Source organism: Opitutia bacterium ISCC 52, from assembly GCA_014529675.2.
Classification (GTDB): Bacteria; Verrucomicrobiota; Verrucomicrobiia; order Opitutales; family UBA2995; genus UBA2995.
In genome coordinates this window covers 2,305,701-2,325,794 of sequence record CP076040.1, presented here as the reverse complement: position 1 = coordinate 2,325,794, position 20,094 = coordinate 2,305,701, and the positions used below count along the sequence as shown (strand labels likewise).

Here is a 20,094-nt window from a genome sequence, read left to right as displayed (position 1 = left end):
AAGATGGGAATGTAAGTTTGAATGAACCAAATGCGAGGATGAACCATGACCTTGGTTGCCGTTGGCGGGTGATAATAGGTTACTTGAGTTCTCTCATATATATGGATCTAATCTTCAATTGGTAACGAAATATTATGATCAAAGTAGCTTCCGTTCAGTTTAACCACGCCCCTGGAAATAAAAGTGCGAACCTAAATACCATAAAAGTATTTTGTGAGCAGGCTTCGATGGAGAAGGTGGAGATCCTTGTTTTTCCTGAAATGTGCATCACGGGCTATTGGCACTTACGAGACTTTCGAAGAACTCAACTTGAAGGTCTGGCCGAGGCGGTGCCGGAAGGGCCATCCACCCAAGCCCTTATCGGGCTGGCTAAACAACATCGACTCATTGTCGGTGCAGGTCTTATTGAAATGGCTCCAGATGGAAAGCTCTACAATTCCTATGTCGTAGTTGAGCCCAATGGTCAGGTTCACTGCCATCGAAAGCTGCATTGTTTCATTAATAAGCATATGTCGAGTGGGGATGAATACACCGTGTTTGAAACGAAACAGGGTTATAAGATCGGTGTGCTTATTTGTTATGATAACAACATCTTTGAGAATGTTCGCATGACTGCTCTTGAAGGTGCGGATATTCTTTTGGCACCTCACCAGACCGGCGGATGCCATTCCGGAAGTCCACACGGCATGAAGCGGATCGATATCCAGCTCTGGGAAAAACGAGACCGGAATCCCGAAGCATTGGAAGAAGCACTCAAAGGTCCGAATGGAAGAGAGTGGCTCATGTGTTGGTTGCCTTCTAGGGCTCACGACAACGGCCTGTTTATTATTTTCAGTAACGGGGTGGGATTAGATGACAATGAGATCAGGACGGGCAACGCCATGGTTATTGATCCTTACGGTCGCATTCTAGCCGAAACCTGCTCGCCCGATAACACCATGGTTCTGGCTGATTTGAATTTGGAGCTATTGGAAAAAAGTTCAGGGCGTCGCTGGATGCGAGGACGTAGACCGGAATTGTATCAAGGTATTGCCAAAACGTCAGGCGATGAAGTGAGTGCCCGTGAAGCTCGGTTTACTTAATTGAATGAGTGTCTTGGGTATGGTTTTAGGTGAGTCAGTCCATTGTACGTTGGAGTAACCGCGTTGATGCTTACTATAATCAACTCCTCGAGTCGGTAACTGGCTAAGCTCTCCAATAATCTGCTCAAAAGTATCGGGTGTCAGCAGATCCGGTAAAACCAAGTAACCTTCCAATTCAATGGACCGGATCTTATCAGCTCGTGTTAGACCTGACCAATTAGTGGCGTCACGCCGGGCCTGAGATATACTTTCCTTGGTATTGGTGAAGGAGGTGTCCATGCCTTATGCTTAGCTCCGTGCTATCAGTCCGTCAAGGAGGACAAACTTCACTCAGCTCTTTGACTCTATGGAAGCATAGCTTTAAGACGCTCGGTGGTCTTTTTGTGGGCTGGATCCGCGGCGAGGTTAAACCATTCATTGGGATCCGTCTGGTGATCGTAGAGTTCAATGCCCTTTGAGCCACCATCCCACTCGGTGTAACGGTAGCGTTCGGTTCGCAAGGATCGACCGTTGATGCCTTCTTTGATGGAGCGGTCCTTACGTCTTACGACCTCAGTGATAGCTGGCTTGCTCCAAGTATGAGAAGGGTTTTCGAGGAGCGGTGCCAGGCTGGCTCCTTCAAGACCTGTGGGAAGGGGAAGTCCGCAGAGTTCGGCCAGGGTAGGGAACAGGTCAATGAGCTCCACTATGCGTAAACTGCTTTGTCCATTTCCTTTAGCCAAAGGATCATAGATGATGAGCGGTACACGAGCCGATTCTTCAAAAAGACTGCGCTTCTGCCACTGGCCTCCGTGTTCGCCCAAAAGCCAACCGTGATCAGAGAAGAAAACAACGATGGTGTTGTCCGTCAGTTCGAGTCGGTCCAGTGCATCGAGCAGCCGACCCACTTGTGCATCCATGAATGAGATAGTTGCCAGGTAAGCCTGGGTAAAAGTCCGAAGTTTCACCGTATCGAGCCCGTAGTTGGGTTCCCAATAATCGTAGCTGGGATCTGGTAATGAAGGTCGATTCTGGGGAGGTGTTTCCGGAAGCTGTACGTCTTCAAGATTATACATATCGAAGTACTTCTCCGTTGCCACGCTTGGCACGTGGGGGCGGAAGAAGCCTGCAGCAATAAAGAAAGGACGGTCCTTATTGGCTTCCATCATTTTGATTGCTTCAGTCGCGACCATGCCGTCGGTTTGTTCTGTGTCCTCACCGCCATCTTTCAAATAGGCCAAGGCGATTCCCAAGTGCATTTCGGGTGTGTAGTTAATTAGCCGATCATGCGATAGACGGTCTCGGCCTTTCGGGTTGGCTGTTTGCTGCCAGGATGGATCATCATCGAAGCCGCTGGTTCCGATTCCCCCGGGAACACCGTAGTGAAAGATCTTCCCAGAACGTGCTACATAATAATCATGCTTCTGAAAGAGCTGTGGTAAGGTTACTACTTGGGGCAAGGCTTCTCGAAAATGGGTTTTGTTTTCTGTTACGTCGGTCGTCCCTGGACGGCGGCCCGTCATGAAGGAAGCTCGGCTGGGATTACAAAGTGGATACTGGCAATATGCTCGCTCGAAGCGGACGCCCTTCTGAGCTAGGCGGTCGATGTTAGGTGATTGAACAATCGGATCACCGTAGCTGCCCAGTCGGTTCGTCAGGTCGTCGGATACGATGAATAGCACATTTTTTTGCGTCTTCGCATCTTGAGCAATCGCCGTACTCAAAAGCACAGTTAGAAAACATAAAATAAGGAATCCGTAATTCAATAATTGGAACGGCGATCGAAGGTCTCTGCTCATCGTTTGTTTTTACCAAGAATAATTCGTTTGTGGCAAATCGTGAATCGTTAGTAGCTTGGGTCTGAATGATTCGTTTTTTCAGCAAGATCAGGATGGGGTTATTAGAAAAAAGCAAAGTGACGCGCTACCTGACTTACGCGGTGGGTGAAATAATTCTCGTGGTAATCGGCATCCTGATCGCCCTCCAGGTGAATAATTGGAACGAATCGAGGAAGGACAGGCAAATTGAGCTCTCGATATTAGCAGAGATACGATCTGACCTGGAAATGGATTTGGAAGAATTCAATCGGAATTTGGCCCACCTCAGGAATCAGCAATTGTCTTCACGTAAATTGTTAGAGATCGCACGGGATGATTTAGCCTACGATGAGTCTTATGGCGTCTACTTATTGTTAGCCGTGCTTTATCCTGGATTCACTCCTAAGACGGCAGGATATGAGCTTTTACAAAACAAAGGACTTGATCTGGTAAATGATGATGAACTTCGCAGAGCAGTTACTAATCTCTACCAATTCGGATATCCCTACATACAGGCTAAGGAAGAGGACCTTTAGCATTTTTACAACTTTTAGATATCTCCTGCGATGAGGAAATATTTTGGTTCGAAGCCCTTTAAAAGAGAGTATATTTCTGCAGACATCATTAATCCCGATTTCATATCCATTCTAAGATTATCCGAAATGAGAAACTTTGATGCCTTTAAAGAGGACGAAAATTTTCTTTCGATTCTTAAAGCATGTCTTGCTGAAGGAGAATCCTACCTCATCTCGCACCAATACAGCCTGCGCGATATCAAAAATCTTATAGAAAAGCTGGATGCTGCTTTAAATTAGGTCGTTGGACTTAAGAAAGCTATCAGTTTGCTCCATAGTTTCCTGGAATAGGTCGAGATCGAAAATGAAGTAGCCGTGCCTGCCGCCTTCGTAGGTGATGAGCTGGCACTTGTTTCCCGCCTCCAGCATTTTTTCTTCAAATCGTTTGGCTCCGGCATAGGGAGTTACTTCATCGCCTGTGCCGTGGAGAACCAGTGTAGGTGGCATGCCACCGCGGACTTGATCGACGGGGGAGAGTTCTTTCCATCGCTCACCAATTTTCTCATTTCCATAACCGTCCACGGAAGTGTCGATGACTGGGTAATAGAGGATTAACACATCCGGGATTGTTGAAATGGAAAAATCATCGCTGGTGTCATTTACCTCATCGAAAAGGGCTGTGCCCGCAGCTAGATGCGCACCGGCAGAGCCGCCGCTGACAATCACCCTATTGGGGTCGATGCCAAGCTCGCTTGCATGCTTACGCACGTAACGGACCGCGGATCTTGCATCTTTTACACAATCGAAGACAGAGACATCTGCGTCTTTGTCATGGAGTCGATACTCGACGCTGACCCCGACTATTCCCTGTTGAGCAAAATGATCGGCGAAGGGATAAAAATACCTGGCGTCCCGGTTTACCCAGCCTCCTCCGTGAAAGGTGATGAATACAGCTCTCTTATCCGAGGTTTTGTGATCGGCTGGATTGAAGATGTGCAGATTTAGTGATCGATCACCGACTGTTTTATAGACCACTTTTGTCGATGGTTCCAGTTGGTCTGCGATGGCATCTAACGGGCGTTTGGGATCAGGTGCATTCATGGACTGTGCGACGCTTAATTGAATGAGGGCAGAGAGTAGAAACGAGCATAAAATAGTTAGGCCCTGCCAACTCATTTTTCAGGTAGACTGATAATGAACAATTGGCGACTGGGTGTTGTGTCGCCGACCAGGCCTGGAACCATGATCTTGGTTCCGCTGCGATTCCAGGTCGGGGAGGGGTCCTGTCGAAGATCACCGGATATCCACTGACCAATGTCGAATCCCTGGGAGCGAAACCACTTATTGGTGGATCGTTGGTAGAAGGTGTAGTAGTTTTTGGCAGCTCCCTTGTCTTTGTGGCCATTGACAAACCAGTCGCCTTGGGGGGAGAGCGTGATGTCACCCTCCGGGTCTGGGAAAATCTCTTGGTTACCCAGGTGTCCGACGACTTGATCTCGATCCACATCGTAGATCACTTGGCGTCCATCTAAGGCACCCATCATTCGCTGTCCGTAATCCCACTCGGGATGCCCTCCAAAAAAGGTTTTCAAACGTTTGAGTCCGGTACCATCGGCGTTGACGACAAAAGGAACGTTTACACGGGGATGTGTTCTGTTTCCGCGCCATCCAGCTCGTGCAAAGAAAAATAGTCGATCTCCCTCACGGTTCCAAAGCGTGTGATTGATGAACAGTGCCAGGTGGTCGATATGGGGCTCGGTTTTACGAATGACCTCGGCCATTTGATGGAATGATACCAGGACCTTGGCTTGTTCGGTTTCGGTATTCACTTTGTAGATACCGTCGTCCTTGGGATGCAAAACACTCTCGGTCCAGTCCCAGGCACCTTTGTAGCCGGTTACCGGACGTAGCCGTGCCATGCGGGCGTAGTTGATGCCGGAAAAGTAACCGCCTTCCTGCATCACTCCTCCATTGCCAATCGGGTGATCCTCGAAACGGTATTCCCGAATGCGTTGTTTCTTTTCAATGTCGTAGAGGACCGTGAAGACTTTCCCTGTCTTTTGATCTCGGTCATTAAAGAAGAACTGGGTATCCGGTTTGAGAGGATTCCAGTAGAACATGGTCCCCTGTTGCGGATTCCAGCCACGAGATTCTTCGATTTTGATTACTTGGTTGTTGTTCTGCGTATCGATCAAGATTACATCTGCCGGCTCATGGCCTTCTGGTAGGTGGTCCTGGAAGGTTGAACGAAGAGCCAGGATGTAACGCTCCGATTCATTCCAGGAAATATTCTGAACATGGCCGATGTAGCCGAAGAAGTGGTGTTCGGGACCTTCAGTGATTTGTTTAACTTCCAGATTCTCAACTGCAACGGCTGAGGTGGAAATCGCAACGAGCAGAAAGGAGATGTAGATAGAGCATTTCATTTTTTCTTGGGATCTTTATAGTCAAGACTACCGGGACCCCAAAGTGGGGTAACTAAATCTTTTTCCCAGGCGTCTAATTTGACTAGAAGGTGTTTCAGGACTTTGGGATGTTCTGTCGCCACGTTTTTGCTTTCGCCTATGTCGGACGCGAGATTGTAGAGCTCAGGTTTCCCATCGGGTGTATTTCGATTGAGCAGTTTCCAATCTCCAACACGTAAGGAAATAGGGCCTTCGATGCCACTGCGGCGCCAGTAAAGAGTGCGGTTTGGAAAGGGTTTTTGAGAAGCACCGAAAAGAGGGAGCAGGCTGTGTCCGTCCAGACCCCATGAAGGATCGATGGGTTCGCCAGCAGCTTCAAACGCAGTCGGCAAAATATCCATCGTACTGACCGGGGTATCGATGACCATGCCAGGCTCAATAACGCCGGGCCAGGCGATGGCCCAGGGCACACGAACACCTCCCTCGTAAAGACCGCCTTTGTAGCCGCGAAGTGGATAGTTGCTGGTCGAGTCCTTGCCTCCAGGGCCGCCGTTGTCGTTGGTGAAAATAACGATGGTGTTATCGTTCAGCCCTGTGTTCTCGAGGGTGCTGAGAACCTTTCCGACATTGTCATCCATAGCTACGATCAATCCTGCGTAGTTCCGACGTGGCTCATGCGCAATGTGTTTTATGCGTTGGGCGTCGTAACTGCTCATGCGTGGCTGGAGTGGCCCATGGGGTGCGGTAAAAGAAAGGAAGAGGTAGAACGGTTTGTCTTTGTTTTTCTTAATGAATTCACAGGCAGCATCTCCCAGCCTGTCGGTTACGTAACTCGACTCGGGAGTATTAACTCCATTATCTTGAATGACCCGATCCTTGGTGGTCTTTTCCATGGGGTAATAAGGACGGGATCCTTGAAGCAAACCATAGAAGTCATCGTAGCCTCTTTTATTGGGGTGAAACGCATCAGGATAGCCAAGATGCCACTTTCCGATGAGTCCCGTTGTATAACCGATTTTCTGTAGTCGTTTAACACCGAACGTTTCAGACAAGGGCAAGCCGTTTTGAGTGCCGGGAGGTAAGTTGGTTTCATGACCGAAGCGCTCCTGATAACGTCCAGTCATCATACCCGCACGAGAGGGTGAACAAACAGCAGCGGTTACATAAGCGTTGGTAAACCGAGCTCCCGCGTCGGCAATGCTGTCAATGTGCGGGGTAAGGTGTTTGAAGTCGTCACGAACACTTTCTTGAAAACCGAAATCGGCATAGCCGGAATCGTCTGCAAAAAGAACAACTATGTTGGGCTGTTCGACTGCTTGAAGGGTGGGGCCAGCTAGGTATAAAGATAACCCGATCGATAAGAAGGCCAATAGAGGTTTCATCTCCCTGGTATTAATTAAATTTTTTGAGAACCTTTCGCTCTTTAACCGGATACCAGTCATCGATCATTTTAACCATGCGAGCGACCACCTTTGGGTTATCCCCGGCGAGGTTGGTGAGTTCATGGGGGTCGGTTCGAAGATTGAAGAACTGTGGGCGTTTTTCTTCGCGAGGATGAGTGGTCTTGTAGCGGTTTACTTCTCCATCATAAGTGAGAAGTAGTTTCCAGTCTCCTTGGATACACCAGCGGAAGATGAGGGAAGTCTCTGGGTTTTCGATATCCGCTACGTCATGGGCAAAGGATTCGCCGAAGATGGCGTCACGCTTGATAGGCGATCCTTCCTCCATCGAGGGAAGCAGATTCAGGCCGGGAATCTCGATCGACGGTTGGCGGGCACCGGTTGCGGCAAGAATAGTAGGTAAAATATCGATACTGCTTACCAAGTCCATGCGATGGGCAGGCTTAAGTTTTTCAGGCCATGAATAAAGGGTGGGTTGTCGGATGCCGCCTTCGTAGGGTGTCTGTTTGGAGCGTGCGTCGTAACCGCGTTTTTCGGGATGCTGAATCCAGCCATTGTCACCGACGTAAACGATGAGGGTATTGTCCCGAATGTTTTTCTTTTCGAGATAGTTGACAATATCGCCACAGGTTTCGTCCCACCATTCGATCATGGCGTAGTATTTGGCGATGGTGAGTGGGTGGTGGTCTTTGTATTTGTTGAGAAGACGGTCAGGCGGATTGTGCGGCGTATGAGGAAGGAATGCAGCATACCACAAGTAAAAGGGCTTATCTTCTTCGACCGACATGTCTACAAAGTCGTAGATCTCCTGAAGTCCTTCGCGGCCGATCTTGAGTCCATCATCACCATGTCGTCCGCCCGGCTCCGGAAAGCCTCGAGTCATGCCGTGGGTGAATCCACCACGTGTGAAATTACCTTCCCACCATTTACCACTCTGGTGGCTGAGATAACCCTGCTCACCGAGTAGCTCAGGCAGGGTATCGAATTCGTCGATGTAGGAAATGAGTTGGGCTCTGCGCTCGTTGTAGAGTGGCGAATCTTTTTCCGCGTATTTGGGTGAAGGGTCATTGCCGGTTACCCCGTGACGGTGAGCATAATGTCCCGTAGCCAGGGTCATTAATGAGGGGCGGCATAAAGCGGTAGGCACATAGCCCCTGGGGAAGGTCACTGATTCACCGGCCAGTTGATCGATGTTCGGGGTCCTAACATCTGGATGCCCTAGAAAGGAATAATCGTTCCAGGCCTGGTCATCACTGAGTAAGAGAATGACATTGGGTTTGTCGGCGGCTTGTATGCCTAGCGTTAGGATTGAAAGAATAAACAGCGCTTTCAGGGTAGTTTTCATAGGGTAGGTGATAGTAAAAACCGAAGCTTTGGTACATTAGAGATACAGGTCAATGTAGAGTGTGGGCTTTGTCTGTATTCTCTACACTTTTCTTTTTTCTCAAATCTGGTTTAATTTATACTTATGCGTCCTAAGAAACTATTTCTTCTTTTTTGTCTAATGGCTGGCATTTGGCCGCTCGCGTCGACGGCAAAGCCCCTCAACGTCGTCTTCTTTCTGATCGATGACCTTGGGTGGAATGACGTAGGGGCAAGTGGCAGCGACTATTATCAGACTCCCAATATCGACCAACTGGCGGCCGACGGCATGCTTTTCACCAACGGTTATGCCGCCTGCAATGTGTGTTCGCCTACTCGAGCAGCGGTGATGACAGGGAAATATCCGGCGCGCCTTCTGTTAACCCAGTGGCTGCCTTCTGGTCGATGGGATGCCAAGAAATACATGAAGCAGGAAGCCCGCTATATTTCGAATCTGCCTTTAGAGGAATTTACGATTGCCGAAGCATTACGTGAGGGCGGCTACAAGACCGCTTTCATGGGAAAGTGGCATCTGGGACCTTTGCCTTATTATTTTCCTGAGCACCAAGGCTTCGATTTAAATGTGGCCGGCCGGGACTATGGCGCACCTGGCAGTTATTGGTATCCGTTTGAGGGAAGTTGGACGATACCAACGGCGGGCGGTCTGAAAGTATTTAAGGATAATCCACTTTCGGGCAAAGACGGGGATTATTTGCCGGACCGCTTAGCCGAGGAAGGGGAGAAGTTTGTCCGGGATAACAAGGACAAGCCGTTCTTTCTCATGATGTCGCATTACGCAGTGCATACTCCACTTCAAGGCAAGCCCGACAAGGTGGCGAAGTATGAGAAGATTCCCAAGGACCAGAGTCAGGGAGACCCACGTTATGCTGCCATGGTTGAAAGCGTGGATGATAGTGTCGGCCGAATCATGAATGCAGTCAGAGATATCGGCGCTGAAGACAATACCTTGGTAATCTTTACCAGCGATAATGGTGGCATGTGGAAAGCGACCAAGAATGCTCCACTAAGGGCTAACAAGGGTTCGAACTATGAAGGAGGTCTGCGTGTCCCAGTCATCATCAAATGGCCCGGGGCTACAAAGCCGGGTTCCGTTTCAGATGTGTTGGTAACCAGTTCCGATTTTTATCCCACTATATTGGCGGCAGCAGAACAGCCCATGCGCCCTTTGCAACACCTCGATGGCGTAGACTTATCGCCGGTATTGAAAAATCAAGGACGGATTGATCGTGATGCTATCTTCTGGCATTATCCTCACTACAATCAGCATCCGGAAAGTTTCCCTTCAGGTGTCATTCGCAAGGGTGACTGGAAGCTCATTGAAAAATATGACACCGGAGAGCTTGAACTCTACAACTTGGCCGATGACGTGAGTGAGCAAAACAACCTGGCTAACAAACGTTCGGCTGTTGCGAAGTCACTCTTGGCCGAATTACAGGCTTGGCGTCTTGAAGTGGGCGCGGATCCGATGAGGTCGAATCCTCTGTATCAGGGTAGCAATTAATCTGTAGGAGCTGCTTTAGCTTCGACCCATTTATGAAGTTCATAGTCTCAATAATTTCCCTAATGCTGTGCGGCCTTGCCCTCACTGCCGCACCTGAGATCAATCGCCAGGTGCTCTACCAAGCTGGCACCCACGGGTATTTCACGTATCGTATCGCTTCCATGGTTGCGACCAAGGAAGGCTCCTTGTTGGCCTTTGCTGCGGCTAGAAAAGGAAAAGGCGGTGACTGGGATCCTATCAATATCGTCATGCGACGTAGCACCGACATGGGCAAAACCTGGGAGCCGCTTCAGGTGGTAGTCGAAGACGGTGATCTACCTTGCGACAACGCGATGCCCATTACCGATTATGAGACGGGTGAGGTGCATCTGCTCTATCAAATCGACTATGCGAAATGTTTCTACACAAAGTCGGACGACGATGGTCTGAGTTGGAGTGATCCCATCGAGATTACGTCCGTTATTGATCAATTCAAAGAGATCTACCCCTGGGTTGTTTTGGCCCCGGGACCGGGTCACGGCATTCAGATGATGAACGGGCGATTGGTGGTTCCGTTTTGGCTATCTGATGGTGGTGGAAAGGAATTCGGACCGAATCATCGTGGGCACCGTCCCTCGATTGTCGTCTCTGTCTACAGTGATGATCATGGGAAAACCTGGAGGGCCGGGGAAGTAGCTGTTCCGGACAACGACGTCTCAGTGATACCTAACGAAACCTCGGTCATTCAATTGGCCGATGGACGAGTGATGTTTAATAGTCGGAATGAATCCATCAACTATCGTCGCTTGATCAGCTATAGTGAAGATGGTGCTACCAACTGGTCGGAACCGTTCTTTCATGACGCTTTCTTCGAACCTATTTGTTTTGCCAGTATGGTTCGCTATTCGATGCAGCCAGCGCAGTCCAAAAACCGTATCCTTTTCTGTAACCCGGACAGTCGTCACGATCCTTGGATGGCCAGTAAACAATCAACACCCCGCTCAGCTCGCAATCGTCATCGTACTAACCTGACCGTTCGTATGAGCTATGACGAGGGTCACACTTGGCCGGTTTCCAAGGTCGTCGATCCGGGTATCTCAGGGTATTCGGATATGGCCGTGACAGAGGATGCCATGGTTCACCTTCTTTACGAAGGTGGCACGATCGAAGGCTTCGAAGGCAATCACTTCAAAAACCAGGCCATGAGTGTCGTATCGTTCAACCTGGAATGGTTAACCGATGGCGAGGATCAATTGGATTCGTCAGACGGACCTCTGAATCAGCTGAAGTTTGACAGGTAAAAATGAAGATTAGGGAGTAAAAGTTAACCACGAATTACACGAATAGACACGAATCAAAAAGGCCGTTACTCAGAACGCTTTTTAGAGTTTCCAAGTATTCGTGTACATTAGTGTCCATTAGTGATTAATTCCTCATTTCTTAACCACCGGTGTCAGTACGATATTTCGATAGCTGGCCTGAGTGTGGTCACCTTGGAGGTAGATAGGGCCAGGTTTCGATTCGTCTGACCAGAGAGCGCCACCAGTGCAGCCTTGTAGAGGCACGTTGTCATGAATCTTTTTTCCGTTCAGGATCACCGTCGCATGTCGATCGACGAGCGTGATGTCGTAGGTTTGCCATTCGCCTGTAGGTTTTTCTGCTAACATGGCTGGAGCAACCCGACTGTAGATGCCGCCCATGAAGTGGGAGTCCAGGCCCTTGCCATAGGTAGCAGCAACCTGGATTTCATAAATGCCTCTCAAGTAGATGCCACTGTTACCTTTCTCAGGAACCATGACTTCTAATTTTAAATTGAAGTCTTCAAATTCTTGCTTGGTGCGAAGGTTGCCGTAGCGAACATGCGGATCGCCTTCCTTGTGCACCGGATTGTTGAACAAGGTGCCATTATTGACGCTCCATCCATTGGGTGCTCTTTCTTCAAGAATTTTCCACTTGTTGAGGCTCTTGCCGTCGAAGAGTGCAATGGGTTTGCCGTATTTAACTTTTTTTAGATTGGGCTTGGGCGGTAGAGGGGGAATGCGTTTGCCAGTGAATTCGGAGACTTTGATGCCTTTGCCATTGATTTGGGGCTCATAAATAGTGAACGCCAGCTCGTCACCGTTTATGGTCGCATAAATGGCGTGGGAAAATCGCTGGGTGCGAACCACCTTGCCGGATGAATCTGTGCGTTTAACTTCCCTCGAACGAGTAATAACCATGGTGTCTGCGTCTTGAAAAACGACGTTATCGACCGGGACAACGCTACCGCCTCCCCATAGAATACTGGCGTCGTAGTAGCCATCCTCCTTGGTTACCTCCAACCAACCAGCTCGGCCATTGGGAATCGTCAGTGCCCAGCGGTCAAAAAAACCGGAGTTGGGAGTGATCGCCTGCAGTGCAGGTTGGCTGGATAAAAAGGTAATAAGGATAATTAGACTTCTTAGGGTAAACTGTTTGTTCATAGATTCTGTATCTTGCATTCGATGAGAGGTCTCAAGGCAATTCTACTTTTGGGGTGGTTCAACTTCCTAGCTTGAATCCAATCCTTCAGCGGTTCAGATTGTAGTTACCCTATGAAAACGTCCCGTCGTCAATTTCTCAAAACTTCAGCCACAGCCTTAGTTGCTGCTCCTGCATTCGTCCGGGGTAGTAACCTGAACTTCAAGCTCCAGATCGCCGCTATTGGTACAGATGGTAAGGGTTATTCGGATATCACCAAGATGGCAGATCATCCCGGTGTCATTCATGTGGCATTGTGTGATGTAGATCTCGCCAGAACCGAGAAGGCGCTGGAAGTTCAGCCAAAAGCCGCGGTGTTTCAGGATTACCGAGAGATGTTTGAATCGATGGGCGATCAGATTGATGCCGTCACGGTTTCCACCCCGGATCATATGCACGCCTATATTGCTTTGGATGCCATGCGGCGTGGTAAACATGTTCATTGCCAAAAACCTTTGACGCATACGGTTTGGGAGACACGGCAAATGACGCTGCAGGCTGCCAAATCGAAGGTGATTACCCGCATGGGAAATCAAATTCACTCTCACACGGCTTATCGCACGGCTGTAAAAGCCATTCAACAAGGCAAGATCGGCAAAGTGAAGCGTGTGCATTCATGGATTAGACGAACCGGACATGGCTACTCAGGTTTAATAGACCGACCCAAGGGAAAGCTTGAAATACCTTCTACCTTGGATTGGGACCTTTGGCTGGGGGTTGCGAAAAAGCGTCCTTATGGTGGCGAGGGTATTTACCATCCATTTGGCTGGCGCGATTTTCAGGATTTCGGAGGAGGCGCTTTGGGTGACTTTGGTTGCCACATTCTGGATCCAGTATTCTCTGCCTTGAACATGAAGGGAGGTCCGTTTGAGATTGTTGCCGACCATACCGGAATGAATGACGAGGTCTGGCCAGCACAGGCGACGGTCAATTATCTATTCCCTGGAACTGAATACACTGAAAAGGAACGCATCCGAATTACTTGGTATAATGGAGGACTGTACCCATCGGTTGCTGGCTCTCATGTTCCAGAAACGACCGCGCTGCCTACGAATGGATCCTTGATCATTGGGACTGAGGGCAGTGTCGCTGTTCCTCATATTGGTGCTCCGATCTTTTACCCCGAGGAAAATTACCCGGAAGGAAGTGTCGAAGTGGCAGAGGACTTGAATCACTACCATGGCTTTGTCGATGGATGCATTTCAGGTAAACAACCTTCAGATGGCTTTGACTATGCAGGTCCTCTTACGGAAGCTGTTAATTTAGGTAACATCGCCCAGCAGTTTAAAGGTGAAACATTGGAGTGGGATTCGGATGCCCTTCGTTTTACCAATCTCGAAGAAGCTAACGCATTTGTATCCAAGAAATACCGCCGTGGGTGGAAGATCAAAGCGGTCGGTTAGGATTTTTTAGGAGCGGCTTGTTATTCTACGCTTCGCTTGTTGAGGTGTCGTCGCATTGCTCCTCGGTAACACCGCGAATTATTGTAAGAAGTTAACCACGAATGGACACTAATGTACACGAATAAAAAGCGCTGAAATAGGTTTAAGGTATCTAACTAATTAAGAAATAGAGTATCAGTGTGAAACAGTGCAATCAGTGGTTGGTTTCCTTCAGTAATTGTTTGTGTTTATCTGCATCCATTGGGCTCTGTTATTTTGCACTTCGTTTATAGATGTGGCGCTCCGCTTGGTAGTGGTCATGTCGGCTTCGCCTCGGTAGCGTTTTAACTTCCCTTAATCGACTGCTTCAGTCTCGGATAGAACACCAACAAGCTTCCTGCTCTCAGCAGAATAAATCCGATGAAGGCTATCCAGAGTCCGGTATTGCCATAGGCATTCACCAAAGGCCAAGCGAGCAATAGAAAGAGTGCCAAAGCTACAAGGCCTGCGTTTCGCATTTCTTGTGTTCGAGTAGTCCCAATGAAGATCCCATCCAACTGGAAAGTCACGAAAGATACGGCTATATAGATACTGGCAAAGGGTAGAATGGAAATGGCGGTTTGCCGAACATCTGGTAAGTCTGTTAGGGCGTGGATGATTGAAGATCCGAAAAGAAAGAATCCTATGGCCAAGATTATGGAAAGAAAACCGGCTAGTTTCATGGTTCGTCGTACTAGGATTGTAAATACATCCACCTTGCGAGCTCCTGCTGCTTTTCCGATTAATGCCTCCGTTGCATAGGCTATGCCATCGAGGAAGAAGGCGCTGAAGGAAACGAACTGAAGCAGTATGTGATTCGCTGCCAACACTATATCTCCAAGTTTCGCTCCCTGCTGAGTAAACCAACCAAAACCCACGAGAAGCGAGAGCGTTCGAATCATGATATTGACCTGTACGCCTAGGGTTCTGATCAGTTGTTTGGTGTCCGAGATACGAGACCAGGACAAAAAGGGCTCCGTGTCATGCTGACGTTGTTTTAATAGGCGAATGACCAAGAATAAAGCGAACAGGCACGCGGTCCATTCGGCGATGAGTGTGCCGAGAGCAATTCCCGCAACCCCCATTCCTAAATAGCCGGCAAAGAGAATATCTAATGCGATATTTATTCCGTTAAGGACCAGTTGGACAAACAGTAAGGTTCTGGACTTTCCAAGACCTATCAAGCCGCCCATCAGAGCGTAGGAAGCCAGGGTAGCGGGTGCTCCCCAGATACGAATGTTAAGATACTCTCCAGCTGATGTCTCTACCGCCTGGCTTCCACTTAGAATGGATAAGGCGATATAGAATATGGGTAATTGAAGGACTACTAATATCAGACCAATGCCCGATCCTGTGAGGACAAAGCGTCCAAGGATGGCTCTTACTTCGGCTTCATTCCCAGAACCATCTGCCTGAGAGATGAGCCCGGTGGTTCCCATACGCAGAAAACCAAATGTCCAGTAAACAAAACTAAAGACCAGTGCCCCAAGCGCAATGGCGCCTAAGGATGCAGTTGTACCAGTTCGTCCAATTACGGCGGTATCCGCCAATCCCAGAAACGGCGCTGCAGAATTGGCCAAAATAATGGGCCAGGTTCTTTGGAGTATCGTTCGGTACGACGTAGCCGAATCTTGGGGTGAGGATGGCATTGCAAGTATGGACCCTATTAATGAAGCACCTTCAGTAAGTTGCTATAATCATCGGTCCAAACGATATAATCAGCGTACTCTGGAAATGGGCTAAGGGCTTTTATAACTTCTTCATCATCGAAGAAACTAGGGTCTTTGGCTATGAGAATCCATTCGGCCTCAAATGCACCATGGGTAGTATCTTCTTCACTCGAAATTCGGCCAATCGCTCGTTTGGCTTGTTGGGTCAGGCCTAAGAGTAGTGGCTTTAGGTCCATGAATTTGTTCGAGATATGGAAGGCCAAAACGCCTTTGTCGTTCAGGTGGCCCAGGTAGAGCTGGAATGCCTCTGCTGTGATGAGGTGAACGGGAATGGCATCGCCACTAAAAGCATCTACGATTAAAACATCAAAGTTTTGCGGAGCTTGATCTTCGAGCAGCGTTCTGGCGTCGCCAAGGTCGTATTCAAGTTGGGCCAGACTATTCTCGAGATAAGTGAAATGCTTTTCGGCCACGGTCTTTACGTCTGGATCGATCTCATAGAAACGCATGACATCTTCCGGTAGACCGTAGATGGCTGCGGTTCCTACTCCCAGTCCGACGGCACCGATTCTCATGGGCGTGAAGTTTGCCCGATCAGCTTCTCGTGCACTCCTCTTGGGGTGGCGTCTAATGGCGTAATTGAGTCCACTTTTTAGACCATAATAAGTAGTAGGGTGATTACGCCTGCTTTTGGCGGTGTACTGCATGCCATGGACAATATCTCCATGAAACAGGATGCGTTTTTCTGTCTCCAAACCTACATTCTCTTCCTTAACACTCAGTGTTCCATAAAAGTTTCTTAGCTGCTCAATATTGGTTTGGGTCCTGTTAGAAAAATCATGCCAGAGAAAAATACTCATGGTTAGAATGGCAATGATCCAAGCGGAAATCGGCAGATAGCTATAGATGCCCTTTTTGCGGCTTTTTTCTCGAAAGAGGAAAAATGTCAACACGATCGCAGTAAATAGGATACCTAGATGAAGTTCCCAAAAATCATTGAATAGCATCGGCGCGATAACGCTTACGCTGAGTCCACCTAGTGCACCCCCAATCGAAATCAGTAAGAAATAATGAGTGAGCTTTTCCGGAGGTGGTTTGATGCGAGCGAGCTCTCCGTGGCATAGCATGCAGACGGAAAAAAGAAATAGTGAATATGTAGTCACTTGCAGGATCATCGGCATGCCTATGATGCGGGCAACTAAGGCAGCGCCAATTGAGATGAGGAACAATGTTCCCCAGATATTACGTTTATACCAACGTGCACGATCAAAACATATAATGAAGCTGATTAAGTAGAGACTTAATGGAAGTATCCAAAGAAAGGGTACTACGGCAATATTTTGAGAAATTTGATTGGTGACGGCCAAGAGCAATAATGAGGCGCAGGCAGGTAGAATGATCCACGGGATCCATTCGCTCGCTGGCGTCGGTGTCGATTTTGTTTGGCTTTCCTCCGTTGGTTGCTTCTTGGCACGTGCCTTGGCTTTTAGTTCTTCCTTCTTAGGCTTGGGCTTTTTTAGGAAGACGGACCCACACCAGGCGAAACAGAGGGCGTAGATTACAAAGCTAAAGGACCAGAAAATGGATTGATGACTTACTGTGAGCGTGGGTTCGAACAAGAACGGGTAGGTTAATAAACCGAGAAGCGATCCAAGATTGGACAGCGCAAATAAACGATAGGGAGTTTTTTTATGCTGTTGGTGAAACCAGGACTGAAGTACCGGGCTCGATGCAGATAAAACCAAGTATGGGAGGCTGATAGTGACTACCAGCAATAGCAGTAACCGGAGGGTGGGCCCTTCGTCTGCTGCAGGTTTCCAAGCTTCTGATGGAGTAATAGGAAGGAAAATCAGTGCGATTGCCAGAAGGCTGAAATGAAGGATTACAAAGTTTCTATCAGAAAGTTTTTTCGAAAGAAAATGAGCGTAGCCATATCCAGCAACCAGCATGACCTGGAAAAACAACATGCAGGTCGTCCAAACCGATGGGCTACCACCGAACCATGGTAGAATAGCTCTACTGATGATGGGTTGGACTTGAAAGATCAGAAATGCACCGAGGAATATGGTGATGCCGTAACGAATCATGAATTAGGAAATTGGGAAAGAGAGATGAGAACACTCCTGTTCTTATTAGTTCAGTAGTAGCTGTGCAGCGGAAAAAGTGAGCTTTGGTAAGCGTGTATAAGGCAGATAAAGACGTAGAGAAAGTTCAAGGATTAATGTGCTTACTTAGTCGAAGATCAGGCAGTCTGGAGTCCAGGCGGGTGTGCAAGTAACAATGAGTCGTAATTCCTCATCGGTGTTATTGTGGATACTGTGCCGTTCGCCGGGCTTGATGACGATGGCGTCACCCTTGACGACTTTCTTCTCTTTGCCGTCCAGCCACATGATGCCGGAGCCCCCGCTAACGAAATAAATTTCCTCTATGACTTCGTGGTAATGAGGTTTCACCTTTACGCCGGCTGGGATGATGATGTCGGCGATGCTGAGTCTTTCAGCGCGTGAATTGCGAGGGCTGGCGATTTCGCGGGCCACGGCTTTGTCATCGGCCTCATACCAGGGCTGATCATCCAGCTTTACGACTTGTATGTCATTATTTTCTGAGCCGTGGTGATTTGCCAGCATGTATCCGCCAATGAGCGACAGGAGAAGTATAGCGAACCAGAAAGTTTTCTTTTGCATACCCCATCCCATAATTGACTCTAGAGAAAGTCAATGCGCCTGGATCGAGATGAATAACGGTGATGACAGGCTCAGCTCTATTAGGTGATTATTTCCGTCTCCAATGATTATGTCTGGTTCTGCCGTCCATGTGGTCGGGGAGGATAATGTGCTACTAGTCAATACGCGGTAGCGCTGATCTTCGAGTGTTGTAAATCCAACTTGTAGGCGATCGTTCGTCAGGGCCCTTAATTCCGTGATCGTCGATTTTTCAGGATTCGGTTGGAATGGTAATTCGTCGAGATAAGCGGCTAGGGTGTTTCTCCAATGATCGGGAGTAAAAATGATTCCTTGTCCGTTGAAACCAGGGAAGGGCGTTATGGTTTTGAACTCACCTATTCCGCCAGCCTGTATGAAGGCATCGAAATTCGACTGACTATGAGAGAATGAATAAAACGGATCATTTAGACCGTATAACCATAGGGTGTTGTGTGGGTATGGGGCTCCACGTCTGAAGCAGACGGTGTTTATCAGTTGAGGATTGTTGCAGGAATCGCTCATCCAGCCTCCTACAAAATTGATGACACCATCAAACACATCCGGGCGAGTTCCTGCATAGACCACTGATAAGATGCCTCCTCGCGATTGGCCACCAATTTGCATGCGACCAGGCAGAACTTCTGGTCTTTGTTTTAGGTGAGCGACGACCTGGTCAATATCAGTCAATGCGCGCTCCATTCCTTGAAGTGAATCGCTCGGATTACAAGTGTAACCCGATCTGTTCTGAGTAAAACTTTCATCGTAAAGTCCGTCCGAACGACCACGACCTCTCCGTTGTGGGAATACGACCATCCAGCCTCGTTCAGTAAAAAACTCAGCAATCTCTGCACTCCACCAGGTAAGTTTAAATAAGTTTGTATCGCTGCCGGTCCCGGGTGGATCCGTGATTGAAAACCAAGGTTGGAAATGGCCCATCGCCAGTGGGCTTTGCGATGACTAATTCAAGACGAATGTTCTGACCATTTTCGATGAGGCTTGTCTGGATAAGTTCTGACGTCTCAGCTTGGGTGAAGGAGTATGACAGTCCCAAGATGCAAAATAAATGAAACGCCCAAGGGGTACTTTTCCGTGCGACTCTAGACTTACGTTGCATGCATATAAACTCCATCTTTGCTATCAGGAGTTATAAGCACTGAATTTATTCAATTGTTTCGTGCAAAACAGATCTTTGCACAAAAATGTTTACTCGCCTTCTTTTGCGATCATCGGGCGAGTAAATTGCATCGCACCATCCCAAGGGAAAAGGATCCAGGTTTCCTGACTGACTTCAGTGATAAATGTATCCACGAAGGGGCGGCCTTTAGGCTTGGAGTATACGGTCGCAATGTGTGCATCGGGTAACATCTTTTTAACGACCTTGGCCGTTTGTCCTGTGTCGACTAGGTCATCAATGACAAGCCAACCTCTGCTATCTATATCCAGCCCTTTGAGTATTTGGGCATCTCCTTGAGATTGATGGTCGTAACTGGCTACACAGATGGTTTCGAGCAGACGTAGATCCAGTTCTCTCGCCACAATAGCGGCCGGTATCAATCCTCCCCGGGTAATGGCAATAACGCCTTGCCATTCTTGGTTCATGAGACGCCAGGCGAGGGCACGTGCGTCGCGGTGAAGTTCGTCCCAGGATACGGGGTAGTCTTTGCGGTAATCGGGCATAGTGAATTGAATTTAAGCGTAGGTGAAACGATGAAAAGAGAATATCGAAAACGAATGAAAGCTA

General features: G+C 48.4%; 17 protein-coding genes. 5 read left to right on the top strand and 12 right to left on the bottom strand.

The genetic code is table 11. The features are described from left to right. The first annotated feature begins 134 nt into the window (after positions 1-134). Positions 135-1,082, top strand: a complete 948-nt coding sequence (locus tag GA003_09855) for a nitrilase family protein (GenBank protein ID QXD30231.1) — start codon at positions 135-137, stop codon at positions 1,080-1,082. Here the strand turns inward: GA003_09855 and GA003_09850 are convergent. Together GA003_09850 and GA003_09845 are read right to left on the bottom strand one after the other, a co-directional pair. Further along, entirely contained in the window at positions 1,041-1,361 is a 321-nt protein-coding gene (locus GA003_09850) for a hypothetical protein (protein ID QXD30230.1), read from the bottom strand. The two genes, GA003_09855 and GA003_09850, sit on opposite strands and share 42 nt — an antisense overlap. A 65-nt stretch (positions 1,362-1,426) precedes the next feature. After that, positions 1,427-2,860 carry a sulfatase gene (locus GA003_09845; protein QXD30229.1) on the bottom strand — a complete coding sequence of 478 codons (1,434 nt, stop codon included), beginning with the start codon at positions 2,858-2,860 and terminating at the stop codon, positions 1,427-1,429. A 65-nt stretch (positions 2,861-2,925) separates the two neighbouring features. Between GA003_09845 and GA003_09840 the strand changes: the two genes are divergently transcribed. Further along, positions 2,926-3,414 carry a hypothetical protein gene (locus tag GA003_09840; GenBank protein ID QXD30228.1) on the top strand — a complete coding sequence of 163 codons (489 nt, stop codon included), beginning with the start codon at positions 2,926-2,928 and terminating at the stop codon, positions 3,412-3,414. Positions 3,415-3,684: 270 nt separating this feature from the next. On the opposite strand, the gene GA003_09835 is transcribed toward GA003_09840, so the two are convergent. Genes GA003_09835 through GA003_09820 form a run of 4 tightly spaced genes read right to left on the bottom strand, consistent with a single transcriptional unit; the run spans position 3,685 to position 8,543 of the window. After that, entirely contained in the window at positions 3,685-4,569 is an 885-nt protein-coding gene (locus GA003_09835) for an alpha/beta hydrolase (GenBank protein ID QXD30227.1), read from the bottom strand. Then, complete coding sequence (locus GA003_09830) at positions 4,566-5,819, bottom strand: hypothetical protein (GenBank protein QXD30226.1); 1,254 nt, start codon at positions 5,817-5,819, stop codon at positions 4,566-4,568. The genes GA003_09835 and GA003_09830 overlap by 4 nt, the downstream gene beginning before the upstream one ends. Then, positions 5,816-7,180: a sulfatase-like hydrolase/transferase gene (locus GA003_09825; protein QXD30225.1), complete on the bottom strand. Its 1,365-nt coding sequence runs from the start codon at positions 7,178-7,180 to the stop codon at positions 5,816-5,818. Before GA003_09825 ends, GA003_09830 begins: the two co-directional genes overlap by 4 nt. A 10-nt stretch (positions 7,181-7,190) precedes the next feature. After that, positions 7,191-8,543 (bottom strand): sulfatase, encoded by a 1,353-nt coding sequence (locus GA003_09820; GenBank protein QXD30224.1) that lies wholly within the window; start codon positions 8,541-8,543, stop codon positions 7,191-7,193. Positions 8,544-8,666: 123 nt separating this feature from the next. Between GA003_09820 and GA003_09815 the strand changes: the two genes are divergently transcribed. Further along, positions 8,667-10,082 carry a sulfatase gene (locus GA003_09815; GenBank protein QXD30223.1) on the top strand — a complete coding sequence of 472 codons (1,416 nt, stop codon included), beginning with the start codon at positions 8,667-8,669 and terminating at the stop codon, positions 10,080-10,082. 41 nt (positions 10,083-10,123) lie between these two features. Then, positions 10,124-11,362, top strand: a complete 1,239-nt coding sequence (locus tag GA003_09810; GenBank protein ID QXD30397.1) for a glycoside hydrolase — start codon at positions 10,124-10,126, stop codon at positions 11,360-11,362. Positions 11,363-11,494: 132 nt separating this feature from the next. Here GA003_09810 and GA003_09805 read toward each other — a convergent pair whose 3' ends face one another. Then, the gene (locus GA003_09805; GenBank protein ID QXD30222.1) at positions 11,495-12,523 is read right to left on the bottom strand and encodes a DUF1080 domain-containing protein; all 1,029 of its coding nucleotides are present in this window, start codon (positions 12,521-12,523) and stop codon (positions 11,495-11,497) included. A 111-nt stretch (positions 12,524-12,634) separates the two neighbouring features. Here GA003_09805 and GA003_09800 point away from each other — a divergent pair, with 111 nt between their 5' ends. Then, a complete protein-coding gene (locus tag GA003_09800) occupies positions 12,635-13,963 on the top strand; it encodes a Gfo/Idh/MocA family oxidoreductase (protein QXD30221.1) in 1,329 nt (442 codons plus the stop codon). A 323-nt stretch (positions 13,964-14,286) separates the two neighbouring features. On the opposite strand, the gene GA003_09795 is transcribed toward GA003_09800, so the two are convergent. The 5 genes from GA003_09795 to gpt all read right to left on the bottom strand — a co-directional run bounded on the left by GA003_09795 (position 14,287) and on the right by gpt (position 20,030). Then, the gene (locus GA003_09795) at positions 14,287-15,630 is read right to left on the bottom strand and encodes an MATE family efflux transporter (protein QXD30220.1); all 1,344 of its coding nucleotides are present in this window, start codon (positions 15,628-15,630) and stop codon (positions 14,287-14,289) included. Between the two features lie 17 nt (positions 15,631-15,647). Next, the gene (locus GA003_09790) at positions 15,648-17,738 is read right to left on the bottom strand and encodes a fused MFS/spermidine synthase (protein ID QXD30219.1); all 2,091 of its coding nucleotides are present in this window, start codon (positions 17,736-17,738) and stop codon (positions 15,648-15,650) included. 144 nt (positions 17,739-17,882) lie between these two features. Then, positions 17,883-18,335, bottom strand: coding sequence for a cupin domain-containing protein (locus tag GA003_09785; GenBank protein QXD30218.1), 453 nt, complete (start codon positions 18,333-18,335; stop codon positions 17,883-17,885). Between the two features lie 30 nt (positions 18,336-18,365). After that, positions 18,366-19,289, bottom strand: a complete 924-nt coding sequence (locus tag GA003_09780) for a lysophospholipase (GenBank protein QXD30217.1) — start codon at positions 19,287-19,289, stop codon at positions 18,366-18,368. Positions 19,290-19,556: 267 nt separating this feature from the next. Continuing rightward, entirely contained in the window at positions 19,557-20,030 is a 474-nt protein-coding gene (gpt, locus tag GA003_09775; GenBank protein ID QXD30216.1) for a xanthine phosphoribosyltransferase, read from the bottom strand. Positions 20,031-20,094 lie beyond the last annotated feature (64 nt).